Annotated in this window: 11 protein-coding genes; 8 read left to right on the forward strand and 3 right to left on the reverse strand. The window is 43.2% G+C overall.

All coding sequences use genetic code 11. The annotated features are described in order from the left end of the window. Positions 1-22: 22 nt before the first annotated feature. The 4 genes from J4E76_RS00780 to J4E76_RS00795 all read left to right on the forward strand — a co-directional run bounded on the left by J4E76_RS00780 (position 23) and on the right by J4E76_RS00795 (position 12,764). On the forward strand, positions 23-3,223 hold the full coding sequence (locus J4E76_RS00780; RefSeq protein WP_208500551.1) for a gliding motility-associated C-terminal domain-containing protein: 3,201 nt from the start codon (positions 23-25) through the stop codon (positions 3,221-3,223). Positions 3,224-3,339: 116 nt separating this feature from the next. Then, a complete protein-coding gene (locus tag J4E76_RS00785; RefSeq protein WP_208500553.1) occupies positions 3,340-6,486 on the forward strand; it encodes a gliding motility-associated C-terminal domain-containing protein in 3,147 nt (1,048 codons plus the stop codon). 58 nt (positions 6,487-6,544) lie between these two features. Beyond that, entirely contained in the window at positions 6,545-9,679 is a 3,135-nt protein-coding gene (locus J4E76_RS00790; protein WP_208500554.1) for an exodeoxyribonuclease V subunit beta, read from the forward strand. Between the two features lie 250 nt (positions 9,680-9,929). Further along, positions 9,930-12,764 carry a PD-(D/E)XK nuclease family protein gene (locus tag J4E76_RS00795; RefSeq protein WP_208500555.1) on the forward strand — a complete coding sequence of 945 codons (2,835 nt, stop codon included), beginning with the start codon at positions 9,930-9,932 and terminating at the stop codon, positions 12,762-12,764. 67 nt (positions 12,765-12,831) lie between these two features. Here J4E76_RS00795 and J4E76_RS00800 read toward each other — a convergent pair whose 3' ends face one another. Beyond that, positions 12,832-13,131 carry a GIY-YIG nuclease family protein gene (locus J4E76_RS00800; protein ID WP_208500556.1) on the reverse strand — a complete coding sequence of 100 codons (300 nt, stop codon included), beginning with the start codon at positions 13,129-13,131 and terminating at the stop codon, positions 12,832-12,834. Positions 13,132-13,332: 201 nt separating this feature from the next. Then, a complete protein-coding gene (locus tag J4E76_RS00805; RefSeq protein ID WP_208500557.1) occupies positions 13,333-13,728 on the reverse strand; it encodes a hypothetical protein in 396 nt (131 codons plus the stop codon). A gap of 214 nt (positions 13,729-13,942) precedes the next feature. Between J4E76_RS00805 and J4E76_RS00810 the strand changes: the two genes are divergently transcribed. From J4E76_RS00810 to J4E76_RS00825, 4 genes are all read left to right on the forward strand, one after another. Further along, on the forward strand, positions 13,943-14,854 hold the full coding sequence (locus J4E76_RS00810; RefSeq protein ID WP_208500558.1) for a hypothetical protein: 912 nt from the start codon (positions 13,943-13,945) through the stop codon (positions 14,852-14,854). Between the two features lie 14 nt (positions 14,855-14,868). Beyond that, on the forward strand, positions 14,869-15,969 hold the full coding sequence (locus tag J4E76_RS00815; protein WP_208500559.1) for a hypothetical protein: 1,101 nt from the start codon (positions 14,869-14,871) through the stop codon (positions 15,967-15,969). A gap of 64 nt (positions 15,970-16,033) precedes the next feature. Then, positions 16,034-17,737, forward strand: coding sequence for a hypothetical protein (locus tag J4E76_RS00820; protein WP_208500560.1), 1,704 nt, complete (start codon positions 16,034-16,036; stop codon positions 17,735-17,737). Positions 17,738-17,739: 2 nt separating this feature from the next. Next, positions 17,740-18,495, forward strand: a complete 756-nt coding sequence (locus J4E76_RS00825) for a hypothetical protein (protein ID WP_208500562.1) — start codon at positions 17,740-17,742, stop codon at positions 18,493-18,495. Here J4E76_RS00825 and J4E76_RS00830 read toward each other — a convergent pair. Next, positions 18,492-19,289, reverse strand: a complete 798-nt coding sequence (locus tag J4E76_RS00830) for a TlpA disulfide reductase family protein (RefSeq protein ID WP_208500564.1) — start codon at positions 19,287-19,289, stop codon at positions 18,492-18,494. The genes J4E76_RS00825 and J4E76_RS00830 overlap by 4 nt on opposite strands. Positions 19,290-19,319 lie beyond the last annotated feature (30 nt).

Below are 19,319 nucleotides of genomic sequence, written 5' to 3' on the forward strand. Positions count from 1 at the left end.
ATCTCTTAGAGCGTTTAATAAATTGAGGAGATTACTACTAACTTTCTTTTTGGCCATTACAAGCCTAACTGCTTTTTCTCAAGTAACAACTGAGGGGAGAGAGTTCTGGTTTGGGTTTATGGAAAACATTGTGAATAGCCCTGATGGTCTTTCCAATGGCGAAATCTTCATAACCAGCAAGACAAATACTCAAGGCAAGATTACCATTTTTGCCAATGGTGCTGAAATAGATTTTACAGTTACTGCAGGTCAAACTGAGAAATTTATTCTCAACGATTTCTTTCCAAATATTCAAGCATCCACCTCTGGAAACAATGAGAGGCGAGGTATTCAAATTGTCTCGGATGATGATATTTCGGTTTATGCCCTGGCAAATGAGCCTTTTAGTGCCGATGCGGCAGTTATTTTACCCAAGCTAACGCTTGGTAACTCCTATGTAGTTTCATCTTACTACGAAGCACTCGATCCGCAGTCTATTTCTTCTATGTTGATTGTAGCGACCGAGAACGGTACCGAGATAGATGTAACTCCTTCGGTAAGAACAATTGATAATAAACTTCCGGATCAGACTTTTAGAATTATTCTTAATCAGGGTGATGTATATCAACTCCAAGCCAATGCAGGAGACTTGACGGGTTCCTTGGTAACTATTGCTCCGGGCAGTGATGGTTGTAAGAATTTCGCAGTTTATGGTGGTAATCGTTGGACAAGGGTGACTGCTGGCCAGGATTGTTCAGGAGTACGAAATGGTAATTTTAGAGCAGATGGCCATGCGGGCGATCACCTTTATGAACAGATGTTTCCAGTTTCTACGTTGGGTACAGACTATATTGCGGTGCCGTTTGAAGAAAGAGAGTCCTATGGGCTTCGTGTGATCGCTACAGAAGATGATACTGAAGTGTTTATCACCGGTCAAGGAGCCTTACCTGCAATGGCAAGAGGAGAGTATATGACTTTTGTTTTTGATGATGTTAAGTCTATCAGTTCCAATAAACCGCTTCAGGTAGCACAGTTTAGTCAGTCATTGAGTTGTGACTTTCCTGCAGGTTCAAATATCCCTAATGATTTAGGAGATCCATTTATGATTATGCTGAGTCCGAATCAGCAACTCTTGGACCAGGTGACTTTTAATACATTACAGGTTTCTCAAATTCAGGTGTTTTTCACTAACCTCATTGTCCAAACTTCAAGTGTTAATAGTGTCATGATCAATGGCGCTCAAGTGGATCCGGCTACCTTTACGCCTGTACCAAGTAATCCGACTTATTCGCATACTACAGTGACGCTGCAAGGTGGAACGGATTATACAACTGTGGTTGATGGTGGATTTATAGCCTATATCTATGGTTATGGTGATATAGAATCTTTTGGCTATGTAGCAGGAGCCTCCTTAGCAAATCTTAATCTTCAAATAGTCGGAGATGATCCGGATATCAACATTATTGCTGATGAGGCATGCGTTAATAACGAGATTGATTTCACCGCTGACTTCGAAGTGCCGGCAGGAGAGATGCCAAGGTTTACTGAATTCCAATGGGATTTTGGTGATGGAAATACTGCCACAGGAAGAGATACCGTGCATACCTATACCGCTCCAGGAGAGTACACTATTACCTTATTCGCTTCTGATGGTGGAGATGAGTGTGGTGAAAACTCTGAGACCATTACTAAGACCATCACAGTTACTCCAAATGAGATTACTAATATCAATGGCCCGGCTTCTGTTTGTCCAGATGTGAATGGTATTGCCTATTCTGTTGAAGGGACTGCTGGTAACACTTACAAGTGGGTGATTGATGGTGGAAATATTGTAGGTTCAGATGTTGGAGATGCAATTACCGTTGACTGGTTGGCGGCTAGGCCAGATGCGTCATTGAAGATCATATCTACGAATACCTTGGGTTGTGTAGCCGATACGGTGACTTATGATGTCATTATCAACAAAAGGCTTGAGCCCGCATTACCACAAAGCAATGGGTTTACAGATACTGAAGTGTGCTTTACGGAATTAGGCGATGTGACTTATTTCACTCCGCAAACAGCCGGGTCAGAATATGAATGGTTTGTTCAGGGTGGGACATTTGTAGGTGCAAATACTTCCAATGAAGTAAGAGTCAACTGGGATGGGCCTGGAACCGGTCAGGTTTGGTACAGAGAGTTTAATCCACTGATTTCTGATTGTGAAGGATTTTCAGAGAGGCTTAATGTAATTATCTACCCTGAAATATTATCAATACCGACCATTCAGGATGTGCTGTGTAATGGTGAAGCCAATGGCACCATAAGTATAGTGCTGGCAGGTGGAAAACCGGGTTACTCTGTTGCGTGGAGTAATGGAATGATGGGGCAGGATATTAATGGTCTTGCTGCAGGGGATTATACGGCAACAGTTACCGATGATCTGGGCTGTGAAGTGATGTTTACCTATACCGTGGGAGAGCCGGATGTCTTAGAAGTAGCTGATAATCAATTGACAGATGTTAGGTGTTTTCAGGAGTCTAATGGTGCAGCAACCATCTTGGTAGTGGGCGGAACGACATTCCCTAATGGGGATTACGTGTATAACTGGACAGGAAGTAATGGGTTTGCCCGAAGCACAAATACAGGAACAGTGAATGGACTAGCTGCTGGGACATATGAAGTGGCCATTCGCGATGCTAATGGTTGTGAAACTTCGACAACCTTCACAATCAATCAGCCAATGCTTTTGGAGGCTGATCTTGAGTCTTTGATCAATGATCCAATTTGTCCACAAGCATCTGATGGTACTGCTTTCATTGATGCCAAGGGAGGGACACCTGATTACCAATTCTTCTGGAGTAATAATCCAACACAAAATGATCCAAACGCTGCCAATCTGAGCAAGGGTAATTATACAGTAAGAATTGTGGACGCTAATGGTTGCGAGACCTCTTTGCCTGTTGAGGTAACAGAAAGATTTCCAAGAATATTTATTCCTAATGCATTCAGTCCTAATGGCGATCAGGCGAACGATACCTTTCAGCCAGTTGCAGATTGTTCTATTAGATTCTCCATGCAGGTATATAACAAATGGGGCTCTGTTGTTTTCTCAACCGAGGATGTCAATGTTGGGTGGGATGGAAGTTTTGAAGGTCAGCCTGCACCAGATGGAAAGTACTCCTACGTTATCTTCTATGCCGGAAGCCTCAATGATGTGGCTTTTGAAGAAACCTTTCGTGGCTCTATCAAACTGATTAGGTAGATAGATTACCTCTCGAAACACGCCTTAAACCTGTCTCTTTCCTAGGGTAGATCGTTATTGAATTGTTATTCCTATAGCGTTATAACCAATTTTCGACCTACTAAAACCAATTTAGAGTGCATAAAAGGATTGGATCCTTATTAGATGGACTGTATATGGCCAGCTCTCGGCTCGCCATTATTGGTTGTTTATTGCTTTTTACTCAAGTTTTGGCCCTTGGGCAGGTTACCACGCAAGGGAAAGATTTTTGGCTTGGGTTTTCTGAGAATGAACCCACTCCAGGGCTTTCTCTCGAAATCTATATTAATGCTGATGAACAGGCCAATGTTACCTTAAGCACTCCATTGGGTAATTTCTTCAATACTAAACTGATCGAGCCAGGAAAGACCACCTTGGTTATCCTTCCGGATGAATTAATGGCTAATGCTGCAGGCAAAAACAATCATGGTGTTCACATAACATCTGATAAAGACATATCTGTACACATTTTGAATAAAGTGATCTCCGGATCTGACGCAACAGTCATTATTCCCACACGAGCATTGGATACAGAGTATTATGTGATGGCTCATATAAAAACAGATACGCTTGATAATGATGCAAAGGAGTCGAACTTGCTGATAGTGGCTACACAGGATAGTACACAGGTAGAAATCATTCCTTCAGCACATACGTTTCAGGGTTGGCGCCCCGGAGAATCTAATCTTATAACCTTAGATGCTGGAGAAACTTATCAGGTGAAATCTAGAGAAGACTTAACAGGTACTCTGGTAAGGTCAATCATAGAAGCAGGTATTGTCTGTAAGAAAATTGCAGTCTTCTCAGGGAATAAATCGACTAATGTTTCCGCTTGTGGTGAAACAAAGGATCATCTAGTTGAGCAGATGTTCCCAGTTTCGACTTGGGGAGATGAATTTCTGTTCGTCCCTTTTGAGGGTAGGACATCTGGAGACTTGGTTAAAATTCTGGCATCCGTTGATGAAACTACCATCAAGATCGATGGAATGAGTGATATCCGCTTAGATGCTGGGGAGTATCACGTTCTTGACTCTATGTATGAGGTGAAGTTTATCGATGCTGATAAACCTATTGCTGTAGGACAGTTCAGCAAGAGTCAGGCTTGTGATGGAGTCCGCTCAGACCCATTGATGATTTTGGTGAGTCCTTTGCAGCAGGGAATTCAACAGGTCACTTTCAATTCAATGCCTTTGTTTAGTTCCCTTGACTATCATATGACTGTGGTGACCCGGAAGGATGATTTAAGTAATATCATTCTCGATAATGTAGATATCACAGATCAGTTTGAGGTGGTGGGCGATGCAGCTTATGCCACGATAGTATTCACCCAAGGCAATCATACCATCAGTTCACCGGGGGGAGTAATTCCCTATGTATATGCTTTTGGTAGCGAAGAGTCTTACGGTTACATGGCTGGGGCGAGCTTAAGTCGAATCCTCAATGAGCGTGTCAGAGAAAGTGTGGAGCTCGTTGGTTTGGATGCTATTTGCATAGAGTCGTCCATTGATCTGAGAGTAGATTTTGAGGTGCTCCCTGGTACCGATCCGATTTTTGATACTTTTTTCTGGGACTTCGGAGATGGTACAAGTCTTTTAGGAGAGGAGGGTGCTTTTCGAGAGGTAACACACAAATATGATGCTCCCGGTGAATATGAGGTGATTGTTGTAGCGTCAGATGGTGGTAGTCTTTGCAACAATGCAGTTGTGGTAAAGAAGACCGTGACTGTAACTGAGTTCGCAGAGAACGAGATCAGCGGCCCTGTATCTGTCTGTCCAGATATTACGGGTATAGAATATGCAATCACGGGGACACCTCATGATAGCTATCAATGGTTTATCAACGGAGGTGTGATTGTTTCGGATATTACAGCACCTTCCGTTACAGTTGATTGGGGAGGTATCAATGATGAAGCATTTATAAAAGTTTTACCAATTACCGCTTCCAATCAATGTAGTATAGATACACTGACAATTGCCGTTAAGATTGACAATCTGCTACGGCCTGATAAGCCAATGAGTGACAGCCCTGTGGTTGATCAAGTGTGTATCGATCCAAATGCGAGTATTACGTATTTCACATCGCAAGCCAGCGGCTCACAATACGAATGGTTTGTCAATGATAAAGGCAGTTTTGTTGGATCAAATTTTGGGAATTCTGTAAAAATTCTTTGGACAGCACTAGGTGAGGGGCAGGTTTGGTTTAGGGAGTTTAATCCACAAAGTCCTGGATGCGAAGGCTTCTCTGAAGTACTCAATGTAACGATAAACCCACCGCTCAACGTTGAAGTCGACCTAGTGCCTCCCATTTGCAAAGGAGAATCAAATGGAAGTATTAGCCTGAATATCACGGGTAGCAATGGTAGCCCTATCGAGGTGGCTTGGGACAATGGTATGACCGGAGAGAGGATTTCAGGCTTGTCGGCAGGTGATTATACAGCCACTGTGAGAGACGAGATCGGCTGCCTTAACGTTACTACATTCACTTTGGTTGACCCTGAAGAACTTGTCGCCAGTTTAGAACTTGAGACCACCAGATGCCATGGTGGTAATGATGGCTCGGCAAATATTCTGATTCAGGGAGGAGTAGCACCTTATCAGGTCTTCCTTGATGGAAGAAATACCGATGTTGGCAACTCCATTACAGGACTTTCTGTAGGACTTCATAATGTTAAGATCGTAGATAGTACAGGTTGTGAATTGGACATACAGTTTGAAATTGAGCAGCCAGAGCCATTACTCGCAATTACTACTGACAATCCTACCTGCCCTAATGTGCCTTCGGGAACCATTTTCGTAGAAGCTCAGGGAGGAACAAGACCCTATACCTATCGGTGGAATACAAGTCCACCGCAAGACGCTCAATTGATCCAAGGCTTGTCTGCAGGTACTTACTCTGTCACTGTTACCGATGCTAACGGATGCAGCTTTACCTTTCCAAATGAGGAAATTTCAGAGCGTTATCCGCGCGTTAATGTACCCAATGCCTTTAGCCCGAATGGAGACAAGGTCAATGATACATTCAGTGTAGTCTATGATTGTGCCACAAGCTTTCAAATGAAAATATACTCTGAATGGGGAGGAGAGGTCCTATTCAACACCGATGATATCACCGAAGGCTGGGACGGTACGTTCAGAGGCCAAGAAGTACAATCTGGTGTCTACTCATATGTTTTGAGTTACTGGGGTGAAGTCAATGGCTTTCCTTTCGAAGAAATTGTTCGTGGATCAGTCAAGTTAATTCGCTAATTCCTTCTCATTTCTTTGGCATTGATTAATTTCATCTTTGGTCTAAATCAAAGCCGAATTGCCACTAACCGTATACAAATCTTCAGCCGGATCGGGTAAGACATTTACACTTGTAAGAGAGTATTTGAAGTTAGTGTTGCTGAATCCAAACGACTTTAAACATATTCTTGCCATCACCTTTACCAATAAGGCCACAGAGGAGATGAAGCGGAGGATTCTCGATGCCTTACTGGAATTATCGGAAGGCAGTGAAGGGCCAATGTTTCAGAGTATCAAATCGTCCTTGAGCGATCAACTTGATGACAAAGGGATTCAGATGAGAGCCAGTGAGGCCTATGAACTCATCATACATAATTACGGCAGGTTTGAAATCTCTACCATAGACAGCTTCTTTTCCAAGGTACTTAGATCATTTGCTCGAGAGCTCGACTTACCATTGAGCTATGAGCTGGAAATGAATACTTCTTTGGCCTTGAGCGAATCTATTGATCAGCTCTTCAGAAGTCTAGATGATAACAAGCAGGTGAGAGATTGGCTGGTTTCCTTTGCCAATGAGCAAATGGAGAATGACAAATCTTGGAATGTTGACCAGAACATGGAGAAGTTGGGAAAGAGTTTGTTCTCAGAGGCATTTCAGGATGGTTTTCGTGAGATCGACTTGGATTTAGATCGCCTTAAAGAACTCATTCTGAAAATGAGCAAAACGGTCAAGGGTTATGAAAACGAATTGAAGGCCTTTGGCAATGAGGCCCTGGACCTTTTGACCAAGCACAGCCTGGTGGTTGAAGACTTTAAAGGCGGATCGAGAAGTGTAGCCAATACCTTTAAGAAGCTTGTGAGAGGTGATTTCTCGTTGACCGCATCCTTTCTAAAAACTGTGAATGGAGATGACACATGGTATACCAAGACATCTCCTAAAGTAGACGAAATAGACGCACTTGTAGCGGGTAGGTTTGGTGAGATCGGTCCAGCTGTCGTCAACTACATTGACAGCTATCAGGTAGAGTATAATACAGCGAAAGTACTCCTAAAGAATATCTTCTCATACGGCCTTTTAGAAGAACTTAATAAGCATTTAAAAGACTATCGAGATGAGCATAATGTGATGCTCATTTCAGATAATAATCTAATTCTCAAAGACATACTTGCGGAGGCTGATGCACCTTTTATTTTCGAGAAGCTCGGCAGTTTCTTTAAACACATTATGATCGATGAGTTTCAAGACACCTCTAATTTTCAGTGGAGTAACCTTCAACCTCTGGTCATTAATGCTTTGTCTGAAGATAACAACGTACTGATCGTTGGCGATGTAAAGCAGTCTATTTATCGCTTTCGTGGAGGCAATATGAAGCTTTTGCTAAGTGAGCTAAAACGAGGTTTAGGAGCATTCTACACCAAGGATTCAGAACAAAATCTTGCGGATAATTATCGGAGTCTCGGTCAGGTGGTAAACTTCAATAACCAATTGTTTGAGCAGTTGCCTGTGGCGATCGGTCAGCATGAGTCCATTACCGATACCGATCTTTTTGAAATGGCTTATGCCCAACATCATCAGGAAGCAAAAGGAAAGGATGGGGGATTTGTTAGGGTGCGCTTCTACGAGAAAGATGAGTCCCCATGGAAAGCATCATCCCTTAATGATCTGGTAGACGTGATTAAGACTAATCAGTCCCAAGGCTTTGAATACAGCGATTTCTTGGTGTTGGTCAATGCCAATGGTGAGATTCCTGATATTGCGAATGCCCTATTAGCTGAGAACATTCCGTTCATTAATGGAGAATCGCTCAGGATTACGCAGAGTGATTTAGTAGTGTTTATTCTGGAAGTCTTTCGATACCTGCAATCCGATTATGACGAAATCTTATCTCTGAATTTGATTCGCCTTTACCACCAATTAAGTGGTCGAGATGCTCAAAAAGCGCTTTTACGTGCTCGTGATGACAGAATGTCTTTGGAAGAAGCCGCTTTTCCAAAACAGTTTTTAGATCAGAAGCATCATTTAAAGCAGCAGTCTCTTTTCGATTTGGTGAGCGAAGTGCTCTTGATCTTTGATTTCACCGATCATGCAGATATCTATATTCAGCAGTTACAGGACGTGATCCTGGAACAGACCCAGAAAGGGATCAACTCTATCAATACTTTTATGGAGTGGTGGGATAATGAGGGCTATGACACTACGGTTTCGGCAAATGAAAAGACCAATGCCGTGCGTATTATGTCTATTCATAAGTCCAAAGGCCTAGAAGCACCAATTGTGTGCATACCTTTTGCTCACTGGAGTATTCTTCCTCCGGTCAGACATCAATTCTGGACACGGGATTTACCAATTGACTATCAAGACTTGCAGTTCGTTCCACTCGACTACTCTAAACGTTCGCTGTCCAATTCGCACTTTGCGGAAGCCTTCTACCAAGAGTCAAAAGAGTTTGTATTGGATGTATTGAACAAGACTTATGTAGCTTTTACTCGAGCAAGAGAGAAGCTGTATATCGGGGCTCCGAATGGTGAATTGAAAGGGAGAAACGCTGTTCCATCTAACATCCAGTCTTTGCTCTGGCAAATACTTCCAAACCTAAATGGTGAGGAGGCACAAACTGAAGCCTTTACCGATTATTCATTTGGCAATTCAACGGCAAAGGAGGGTACTAATGATGAGAAGGATGATGCACTCGGGATTAAGGTTTATCCTAGTTCTTCTTATCTACAGAAGCTCACTATTAGAAATGATTCTGAGCGATTCTTTATGCTCCAAGAAACGGAAGATGCCCAGAATATAACCATAGGCAATCAAGTGCATGTGGTGCTTTCGGCCATCAACACTTCGGACGACTTGGAACCTGTACTCAAGCAAATGCAGCAGGCAGGAGAGTTGGATGATCAAGCCGTGAGGGCAGTAGCACTGAGAATAAAGAAACTTTTTCAAGATCCATTGATATCTCCTTGGTTTTCAGAAGGATATGATGTGCTCAATGAACGTGAGATTTGGCATGATAACCGAATACACAAACCGGATAGGATTCTGACTCAAGGGAACAAGGCGATCGTTATCGATTATAAGAAAGAGAAGGAAGCTGAGTCACATCATGATCAAGTAAGGCGATATATGAAGGCTATGCAGGCACTAGGTTTTGAGGCAGTTGAAGGCCACCTCATCTATGTCGAACCAGTAGTGGTAAGGGAGGTTGCCCAATGAAAAGCTTACAGATTGTACTACGTCATGCTGAATTTATTTCAGTATCCATGCTGTCATTGATCAAGACCCTGAAACAAGTTCAGGGTGACGGGGGGAATGATTTTGTATTGATTTACTGCTTATCAAATCAAATAGGTCGTCATGCTGAATTTATTTCAGCATCTATAGAGTCAACAAATAAGACCCCGAAAACAGTATCCAGGTCCCTCCATTGGAGGGATTTGGGGAGGCTAAAGAAAGGAGTTTGCTTATGAAAACCTTCCACGAATCTTTAGTCGATCATATTGATGACATAGCTATACCAGAGTTGAAATCTCATTGCTATGTGTTTCCGACAAAGCGGGGAGGGGTTTTCTTTAAACGGGCGCTGCTCAATCGCTTTGGAGATCGCCATTTTATTCTTCCCACCATCCTTAGTATTGAAGATCTGGTGCAGCAGATGACTGGCTTCACTATCACAGATGAGTTAACCTTGCTTTTCAATTTATTCCAAGTCTATCAAAAGCGAGATAAGGACCTTGAGTTCGATAAGTTCTATGCTTGGGGAAAGGTCATTTTAAAAGATTATGACGAGATCGATCGCTATATGGCTGATGCCAAAGAGATCTACTCAACACTACAGAATATTAAGGAAATCGATCATGTCTTTGGCTATAATGATGAACTCCGAGGAATAATAGAGCGCTATCGAACCCTTACCGAGAAGCAAGAGAAAACCAAGTTACTGACCGAGTTCCTAAAGATTTGGCAAGAGGTAGGCAACGTGTATGGAGAATATCAAGATACCCTTTTGGCCGAAGAAAAGGCTTATGGAGGGATGTTGTACAGAAATCTGGCCGAAATACTAAAACAGGAACACTTCGATCACAAATACGACCACTACCATATTTGTGGATTTAACGCCTTGTCAAAATCTGAAGAAGTGATATTTGATGCTTTAGTCAAGGCGGACCGAGCGACTCTGTATTGGGATGTGGACACTTACTACCTACGCGATAAGCATGAGGAAGCTGGTGACTTTGTGAGAGAATATGAGCAAAAGTGGCCAGATGCGGTTTGGATTAATGCCAATTCGTTGGTAGAACCTAAGCAGGTTACAGTCCATGCTGTTCCGCAATTAATGGGGCAAGCCCATTTAGCGGCTGAATTAATGGCTGACACAGTGGCCAAGGGAGTCAAACCTGAAGAATCAGCCATTGTCTTAGCGGATGAAAAATTACTGCTGCCACTGCTTTATGCGATTCCTATGGCTGATCACAAGCTGAACGTCACCATGGGTTACCCTATGAAGTCGACTTTGGTCTATGATTTTGCCTTGAGTTATCTGGAACTTATGAGAAGGGCGAAAGTGGTCAATGGTGATATTATATTCCATGTTTATGACCTGAGGCCTTTTCTATCAAATGCCTACACGGCTATTTTTCACGAAGGCATCTACGACCACCTCAATCAGTGGTTTGTTCAGGAAAAGAAGAATAAAGTAGGCCTCAATGCCCTATTGGAGCGAATCAAGTCTCCCGAACTACGTGCTTTGTTGGGTTCTAAAACGGATTGGGAAGTACTAAGTCAGTCTTTTAAAACCTATTTAACGAAAGTATTTTACCATTTCAAAGCCAGTGAAAATGGAGTAGCCGATAAGGAGTTTATCTACTTCTTTCTCAAATCGCTCAACCAACTGAACGACTACTTGAAAACTCGAGATGGGTTTTCTCTCAGGTTGATAAAAAAGATAATTCAAGAGCATTTCAGATCCATCAAAATACCATTTGAAGGCGAGCCAGTCCGTGGTTTTCAGATCATGGGTTTTCTGGAGACGAGAACATTGGATTTCAAAAATGTGATTGTGCTTTCAACCAATGAGGGCAAGATTCCAGCAGGTAGAAGTCTGAACTCCTATATTCCTTATGGCCTAAGAAGAGTCTTTGAACTACCTACCTTCGAAGAGCAAGATGCCATTTATGCATACCACTTTAAACGACTGATCCAACGGGCTGAGAATGTACATTTCATTTATGACAATACGGTCGCTGCCGATTCGACAGGAGAGGTGAGCCGTTTCGTTTTACAACAGCTAAGAAGGTATAAGCAACATGCTAATCACATAGTTACGGAAAAGACTTATGAAGGTATCATTCCCCCTCAGGTTGACAAACGTGCCATAAGTATCGAAAAAGGCCCTGAAGTGATGGGAATGCTTCAGCGGTATGTAGATAGCAACGAAGCAGAGAAGTTTCTTTCGCCAACATCGCTCACCACTTATGTGAGTTGTCCCTTGAAATTCTATTTCCAATATGCAGCCCGTTTTAGTGAACAAGACCAGGTAGAAGAGGATATTGATGCTCGTAATCTAGGTATTGTGGTGCATGAGGTACTTGAAAAACTCTATATGCCATACCTAGGCAAGGAAGTGTCTCAGGACCAGATTAAGGCATTGAAAAGACTTGTCGAAAAGCAGTTGTTGACTTCTCTAGAAGAGAATAAGATCATTCAGTCGAATCAGCAATTAGAAGGCCGAGATCTCGTGACCAAACGAGTGATGGAGCAAATGGTCTTGAAGGTCCTTGACCTGGATATCAAGCAGGCGCCTTTCAAAATGGTAGGTCTGGAGCGAAATGATTTTCAGTATTTCGTTTCGCTTCCAACAGGGGAGCGGGTGAAGATAGGAGGAACGATCGACCGAATTGATGAGAAGGATGGCGTGACCCAAATCATCGATTATAAGACTGGGAAAGTGAAGTTGTCGTCAATGACACAGTTGAAACTTGCTGCAGAAGAATATACGCAAGCCTATTTTGAAAATTCTGATCTTAAGTCTGGTTTTCAAGGTTATCTCTATGCACTGCTGACCAGAGGGCATTTATCTGATCAGGTGCGCATTGGTATTTTAAGCATGAGGCACCTGAGTCAGGGTACACAATGGCTACGGGCGGGGCAATTGGTACCAGAAGAAGTAATAGAATCCTTTGACACCAAGTTAAAGGCGATGGTTCATGAAATCTATGACCCTAACATTCCATTCAACCAAACGGAAGACTTAAAACAATGCGAGTACTGCGCCTTTAATCGAGTTTGTAGACGAGTGTAATGCGGGGATTGCTTCGTCTCCCTAGCTAATTGTCACTGCGAGCGTAGCGAAGTAGTCTCCTCGTCTGTCACCAATCTTTAATGTCATCATAGAGGTCCTTCCAATCCGGGTTAATGGATTCAATTAACTCGATTTTCTTTTTTCGAGACCCACCTTTGATTCGTTTCTCTTCCTCAATAGCAGAGGCTATCATATCAAAAGGACTATAATAGACCAGCTTGTTTACATTATATCTAGCTGTAAACGACTTGGGATAAAGCTTGTCTCTGTGTTGGATTGCTCGAGAAACAAGGTCTGAGGTCATCCCAACATAGAGTGTTGTGTGGTACTTGTTGGTCATTATGTAAACAAAGCCTCCTTTTGCCAAAGTCGTTGTGTTTACTTCAAGCTATTAAATTCTGTTGACAAATTAGGGGGATTACTTCGTCATACTTCTTCGCAATGAAATTCAGGAAACCATCACTGCGAGCATCGCGAAGCAGTCTCCTTGATGTCAGTTTTTCTTTTGCGATAGGGAGATTGCTTCGTCACGAGTTACACTCGCTTCTCGCAAAGGCGAGAGGGTTTTTCAATCCTCAGCCCTTTGCCCTACCATTGGGAAAGTCGTTTCTCCAGCCACAACGGCTCCCGTAAAATCGTCTCCATCGAATTCACATTTAATGATGGCGGGTGTGCCGCCAACATCGAGATCAGCGGTGAGTACCTTGTTCTCAATTTTTAGGTTCATGAGTTCTAGTGTTCCAAAGACTTCGGTAGTCATAACGGCTTTGAATGCATTGCCAGATTTTGAGATGTCGATGGCGCCATAACTCACATCAGTGGTGACTTTATACTCCCATTTCCCGATAGGGTCAAAGGGCTTATCGGAGTTAGAGTTTTCACTGTTCCCATTGCCACAGGAAGCTATGAGAAGTACTAAAGCTAAGGTCAGTATGACTTTTAAAGGGTTGCTCGAATTTTTCATAATCTAATGGTTTGATTTTCGAATAAGTGGATTACAAGAGACCAAATGAACGATTCAAGCCAAGAATCGGCTGAAGTGCACATAATTTCATCTTGAGCTGCTTCACCGAATACGCCCAGGGTTGGGTTCCACTATTTTCCATTCTCAATGAATTCAGCTAGAAAACCAAGGGAGATTGGTTTCTAAATTGAAGTCACACTAAAACACACGTTACATGTCTAATACCCAGCTCTATGCTGTACAAACTGCTACAGCTTCTTCGGATGGTCAGTTTTCGGCTGACCAAGTAGACCCTACAATGGTTTACAACCTGCCTACAGGTACGTCAGCTGTTGCCAATTACCAATTGAATGGCGAGACCTATTTGGTTGCCTTCAATGCTACCAATAGTAGTGCTACTACTTTTCAAGCTTATGACGAAAAGAGCGGTATGTACCTGATCCAGGTAGCCACTGAAAAGATTGATTTTGGTTGTGCTATAGTAGAACCTTTCTACCTCGCGGGTCAGCCAATGCTAATCTGCTACGATGGTTCAAACTCCGAGTACGCAAACTTCATTCAGGTAGCCGATGACTTTACGCTAACATCGGTATATGATGCGAAAATCGGTGAAGGAAATACTACGGTTAAGCCTTTCGCATGGAGATATGGCGTTTTTTTCATAGCCTATAATATGAATACGGGAGATGTTGCCAAGTATCAATTGTCGGTACCTTCTTCACAGGGGCTGTATGCTGAAACCGTATGGACTGATGGTTGGGCACAAGGTTGGACACGATTTTCTTTCTTTCAAATGGGAGGTGAGAACTTCTTTATCAAGACCAATGTGAAGTACAACAAGGTGAACGTAGATCACTTTATGGACGGTGCTGACGAACCCTCACACCCCGTATTGAATATTGATGCCCCCGATCAAATGAGAGGACTCGCTGCGGTATCAGCTTTCACAGACGCTAAAGGGTTTCCATACTTTGCTACCTACCGCGATACTGGAGAAATGACCTTCAACGGGATCTATGGCAGTGTTTTAGGATGGGATGTTGAGAGTACTGTTACGGCTGGGGCCGGTCTCAGTGTCCTCAATACATTTATGATAAAAGATCAGAATTTCACTTTAGTCTGCTAATAAACCATATACACATGTCAAGAATAAATACTAAAACGTACAAGCACGATGCTTACCTACCTGACCTTCCGATTGTCGATTGGAAATCAATAGGTCAGAGCGCACCTAAGATCATTCCTTTCGACTACAGCGGTCCAGACGCGCCATTGCCTTCGGCTGATATAGTGGTGATCACCTGGACCAGTGCCGAATGGGCAGCTCTGGACCATGTTTTTGTAAACAGTGGATCAACTAGAGGTCCATATGATCCGACCACTTGGAGAGATGCTTGGAAGTTATACAGCCGTAATATTCCCAAGTCTTCCGCAGAAGGTCTTTGGGGTTACTATCTGTTGGTTGGTATTACTGATAAATCAGGTAAGGACAAGAAGGTCTTACTTTTCAAGTCAGAAACTCATTTATCTCACCCTCCATATATCACAGGGCTTACAGAAATGACCAAATGCATCATCGAAGATGCTAAACCTGAACAGGTTTACTCTATCGGCACGGCAGGTGGGCCTACTACAAAGACAGTACTAGGTGATGTGGCGCTCACCAACTCTGGACATATAGAACTTCGGAAATCACAGAACACAGGTGTTGATTACAACAATCAAACCTTTACCTCTTCCTTCTATCCATATGTGGACATGATACCTTCGGCAGAAAAGCTCTTTATGCCTTTGAGTTCAGTAATGACCGAGGACGAGTTGAACTACCTCATTGGTAAGCTTCACGAAGAGAAGAAGGACTCGGCACCTTTTGGCTATAAAGACTTGGTAAACTATCCATTAGAGCCTTCCAATACCGATAGTCCGAAAGTTATTGAGGCGAAGGACACACCATTGTTAACCACCGACTATTATTTCATTGCCAAGGGAAATGATTCAGCTCAGTACTCGGCACTCGAAATGGACGATACTGTGATTGGCCATCAAGCGGGTCTAATGGGAGTCGATTATTGCTATGTAAGAAATATATCAGACCCCGTGGTGGCTGATACGGCTCAAGATGGGACCTCAATTCCTGACGATGTGAGGAATGAGTGGTCAAGCCTGATTTACGAAACTGCTGGATTCTATACCAGTTTTAATGGAGCCCTCACTACATGGGCTGCGATTTCCGGTCAGTAAACCACACGTGAAGCCGGCTTGTGATCACAAGTCGGCTTTATTATTCATTATTAAACACCCACACATGAGCAATCCTCAGTACAACCCACCCAGAGCGGTCAATGTCGATTCGAAAGACCCCTTAGAAATAGATCTAGTTTATAATGTCAGGTCATGCGGAACTTGTAAGTTTTTTTGGCCTGACAATCCGCTCAAACAGCCTTATGGACCTTATCCTTCCTTTGATTTCGATAGTAGCATTCCAAAGGAGAACCAACCCGAAGGCAGCCCTGAAGATTACCTTTGGCTAAAAGGGAAGACCAGAGAGGAAGCTTTTCCGAATGGGGAAGTCATGGATGGCTGTCGTAAGGCGCCTATTATGACCATTGGTATTAACCCTAATATGACAGCCTTTGCACCGGGCTTACAGGGAACTAGTTGGGCTTATCCCAATTTTACCAGCGATGACAAGACCGATGCCTGGACAAAATATGCCTATTACTATCGATATCGATCGGTGTATCAAGAGCACCTTGATTTAGATTTTGTCAAACAATATTTACTTCCCGAAGGCCAGATTCTTGCCGAGAAAGATGGCAAGGTGGTTAGTGCAGAAAGAACCAACCAAGGACCTGATTACTCCATAGAAGTACGCTATGATGGTGATAGTAAAAACACGGTAATCCCTCTGAATAGAAAGACAGGAACCCCTCGGTATGTGCTCTTATACAATCACTATGGGCCGGATAATGTCTTCAAGAAAGGAGATGTTATTGCCGCTCGCTTGAATGTGCCAGCTGATGTTTCAACAGATGTTTATCAAGAGCAGATTGGTTATTACGAGCAGTTTGTTCCTACGCTTGATATGTTCTCAACCTTTCTAAAGGCCAAGGGAATGAAAGATGCAGATATCCAGATCGGGGAGGATGTCGGTCAATTGGATATGGTGGCCTGTGCTTCACCACACTGGAATGAAGACTATCTGGGGAATCAGGAAGAGACCATTGTCAACAACTGTGTTTCTAAGAATTCATGGGCCATTAAGCAAATGGTACAAACAAAGCCCGTAGTCCTTTATCTGGTAGGAGAGTCTTCCTGGAATATGTTCAGAGATGCCTTTGAGGGCTTGATCGATCAGAAGTATCCTATGCCGAAGTATCCGAAAGATGGAGCCTTTACACTGTTTAAGGAGACGATCAGCGACAGCAATCCGTGTTATTTTAAGTTCTCTACTGAGATTGACGGCCGCAAGTACGAACTCAGTACGCGACTCATTGTTACACCACACTTTTCTTACAATACCAATTTTCTTCCTCAGTTCAGAATGAGTGGTAGTGACTTCGAATCCTTTAAAAAGGACTATGCGGACTGCTATGCATACTTTGAACAGAGCAAGGACATTACTATAGTGCCGGGTGAAGAATCTGAAGATTATACCACTATTCAAATTGTATCTGATACTTATGCAGTGTTTGAGCAACTGGAAAAACAGTTTGCGGAAGCCCTAAAAGTACTGAGTCCGGATTACTATAATCCGCATCGCCAAATGGCAGAAGTATTAGAGTCTCTATATGATAATGGAGCTTTGACTTATAAAAAGGGCAATTCTGGAGAGAAGGGCTACCTGACCCGTGCCGAAGGCGCATGTAGCTTTTGTGTAAACGATCATTGGGAGTTCCCGTTGGGTTGCCCTTACAAAAAACCAGAAGAACCAGCACCACCCGTTGGGTTTTTAAAGAAGGTAGCTGCCCAAGTTGTAGCTGCAGGTAAAACCAATCAAAAGAAATAGTCATGAGCAAGCTGCCACCACCACCGAATGCTGTCAGAGTATGGAGAGGGTATAGATCGCCATCGCTAGAAGTAAAGGACTTCTACGACAAGCTCTCCACCGTTTTCGTGCCGGCAACAGTTGAAATGCAAACTCCCATTGGGCTTTGTGCATATATTCCGACTATACCCTGCGACTTGGCAGACAAGCCGGATACTGTTCCGGATGAAACAGCCATTTTGTATTGGGAGTCGCAAGACACTTATCACAATGGTTTTAATACGCTGGGAGTGAGGACCTATACCCTAACACACGGCTCTGTTTATACAGATGAAAGCCGAGCTGATTTTCCGACTTTTTTCAACGGTGCACTCACTTCGGAGCAGCCTTGCTACTTAATTGACAAGGCTGTTGATTGGATGCGGGGCGAAGTTCGGCACTTGGTGGCAGGAAAGCCTTCAGCCCTTAGCTCAGACGAGTTCATGGATCAGGTGGCTAAAATCATGACGGAAATTCAATCCGAAGCTTCTGTGGATGGAGCTGTTATCTGTGTGGGAGATGATTACCTCGTCTATTGGGAGCTAGGACAGGAAAGCGCTGGCTATAGCAAACTACAAGCTCTGGTCGGATGGCAATTAGATGCCAATCCAGCACCCAATACGTTGACAGCAAAGCTTTGGGACGACTGGTCAGGTATGAAGATTAAGCCTGGAAGTAGCTTCAATATGCAATTTAAGAGAGATTCTTATGAGTATGCATGTCCCGATGCAAGCGGCTAAATGCCCATGGCAACTCTGGCTAAGTCTAGCTCTTCGAAATTATGAGTGACCTTTTTGACCTTGCCGTCAGGGCCAATCAGATAGTGCGTGGGGTAGGCGAGGTTGACTAAGTTTTCATCGATGAAATCGCCCTGAAGTGGAATGACCTTGTAGTCAAACTGTGTCTCTTGCAGAAACGCTTTTAAGGCTTCGGCTTTATCGAGTGCAAGACTAATAAAGATGATATCTTCACGGTTTTGATATGCCTTTACCAACTCGTTGAGGTCTGGCATTTCCTCGATACATGGAGCGCAGGCGATAAACCATGTTTTTAAGAATACGGTCTTTCCCAAAAGATCATCCCTAGCGTAGTAGTTCCCATCGAGGTCGATGAATTCATAGTCAGGAAAGTCCCTTCCTTCCTGTAAGAAATGCTCCAGTGCTGTATAACCATCCACTTCTACCATGCCACTGATGGAAGTATCAGCATTCTCCGAGATGGCTAACAACTGATAATACTTTTGTTTTGACTCGTCTTCAACTTCCACTGCAATGAAGTCTCCCGTATTGAGTTTTTCTAGAAAATCCCTCTTAGTAATTTCGGCCCCGTCAGTGTCAAGTGGGTTGAACTCAGTGGAAAGAATGATGTGGCCCTTGTGATAGGTCCACCATGTCATTTTATCCTTTTCTAGGTGAGCCTGAAGTGCTTTTATCGAGCCATATTGAGTAGTGAGCACTCTACTTTCTTTGGATGGCCCACTGCATCCAAACGAAAGGGACATGATCATTAATAAAAGGGCCAACTTGCTCCGCATGATACCATAAATATAAGGGACGTAATTATC

Origin of the sequence: Roseivirga sp. E12 (assembly GCF_017592825.1) — a bacterium.
Taxonomy (GTDB): domain Bacteria; phylum Bacteroidota; class Bacteroidia; order Cytophagales; family Cyclobacteriaceae; genus Roseivirga.

Bases quoted from the DNA above. Each gene is read 5' to 3' on its own strand.
- J4E76_RS00810 (WP_208500558.1), top strand. From the start codon at position 13,943: ATGTCTAATACCCAGCTCTATGCTGTACAAACTGCTACAGCTTCTTCG.
- J4E76_RS00795 (WP_208500555.1), top strand. From the start codon at position 9,930: ATGAAAACCTTCCACGAATCTTTAGTCGATCATATTGATGACATAGCT.
- J4E76_RS00830 (WP_208500564.1), bottom strand. From the start codon at position 19,289: ATGCGGAGCAAGTTGGCCCTTTTATTAATGATCATGTCCCTTTCGTTT.
- J4E76_RS00825 (WP_208500562.1), top strand. From the start codon at position 17,740: ATGAGCAAGCTGCCACCACCACCGAATGCTGTCAGAGTATGGAGAGGG.
- J4E76_RS00820 (WP_208500560.1), top strand. From the start codon at position 16,034: ATGAGCAATCCTCAGTACAACCCACCCAGAGCGGTCAATGTCGATTCG.
- J4E76_RS00805 (WP_208500557.1), bottom strand. From the start codon at position 13,728: ATGAAAAATTCGAGCAACCCTTTAAAAGTCATACTGACCTTAGCTTTA.
- J4E76_RS00815 (WP_208500559.1), top strand. From the start codon at position 14,869: ATGTCAAGAATAAATACTAAAACGTACAAGCACGATGCTTACCTACCT.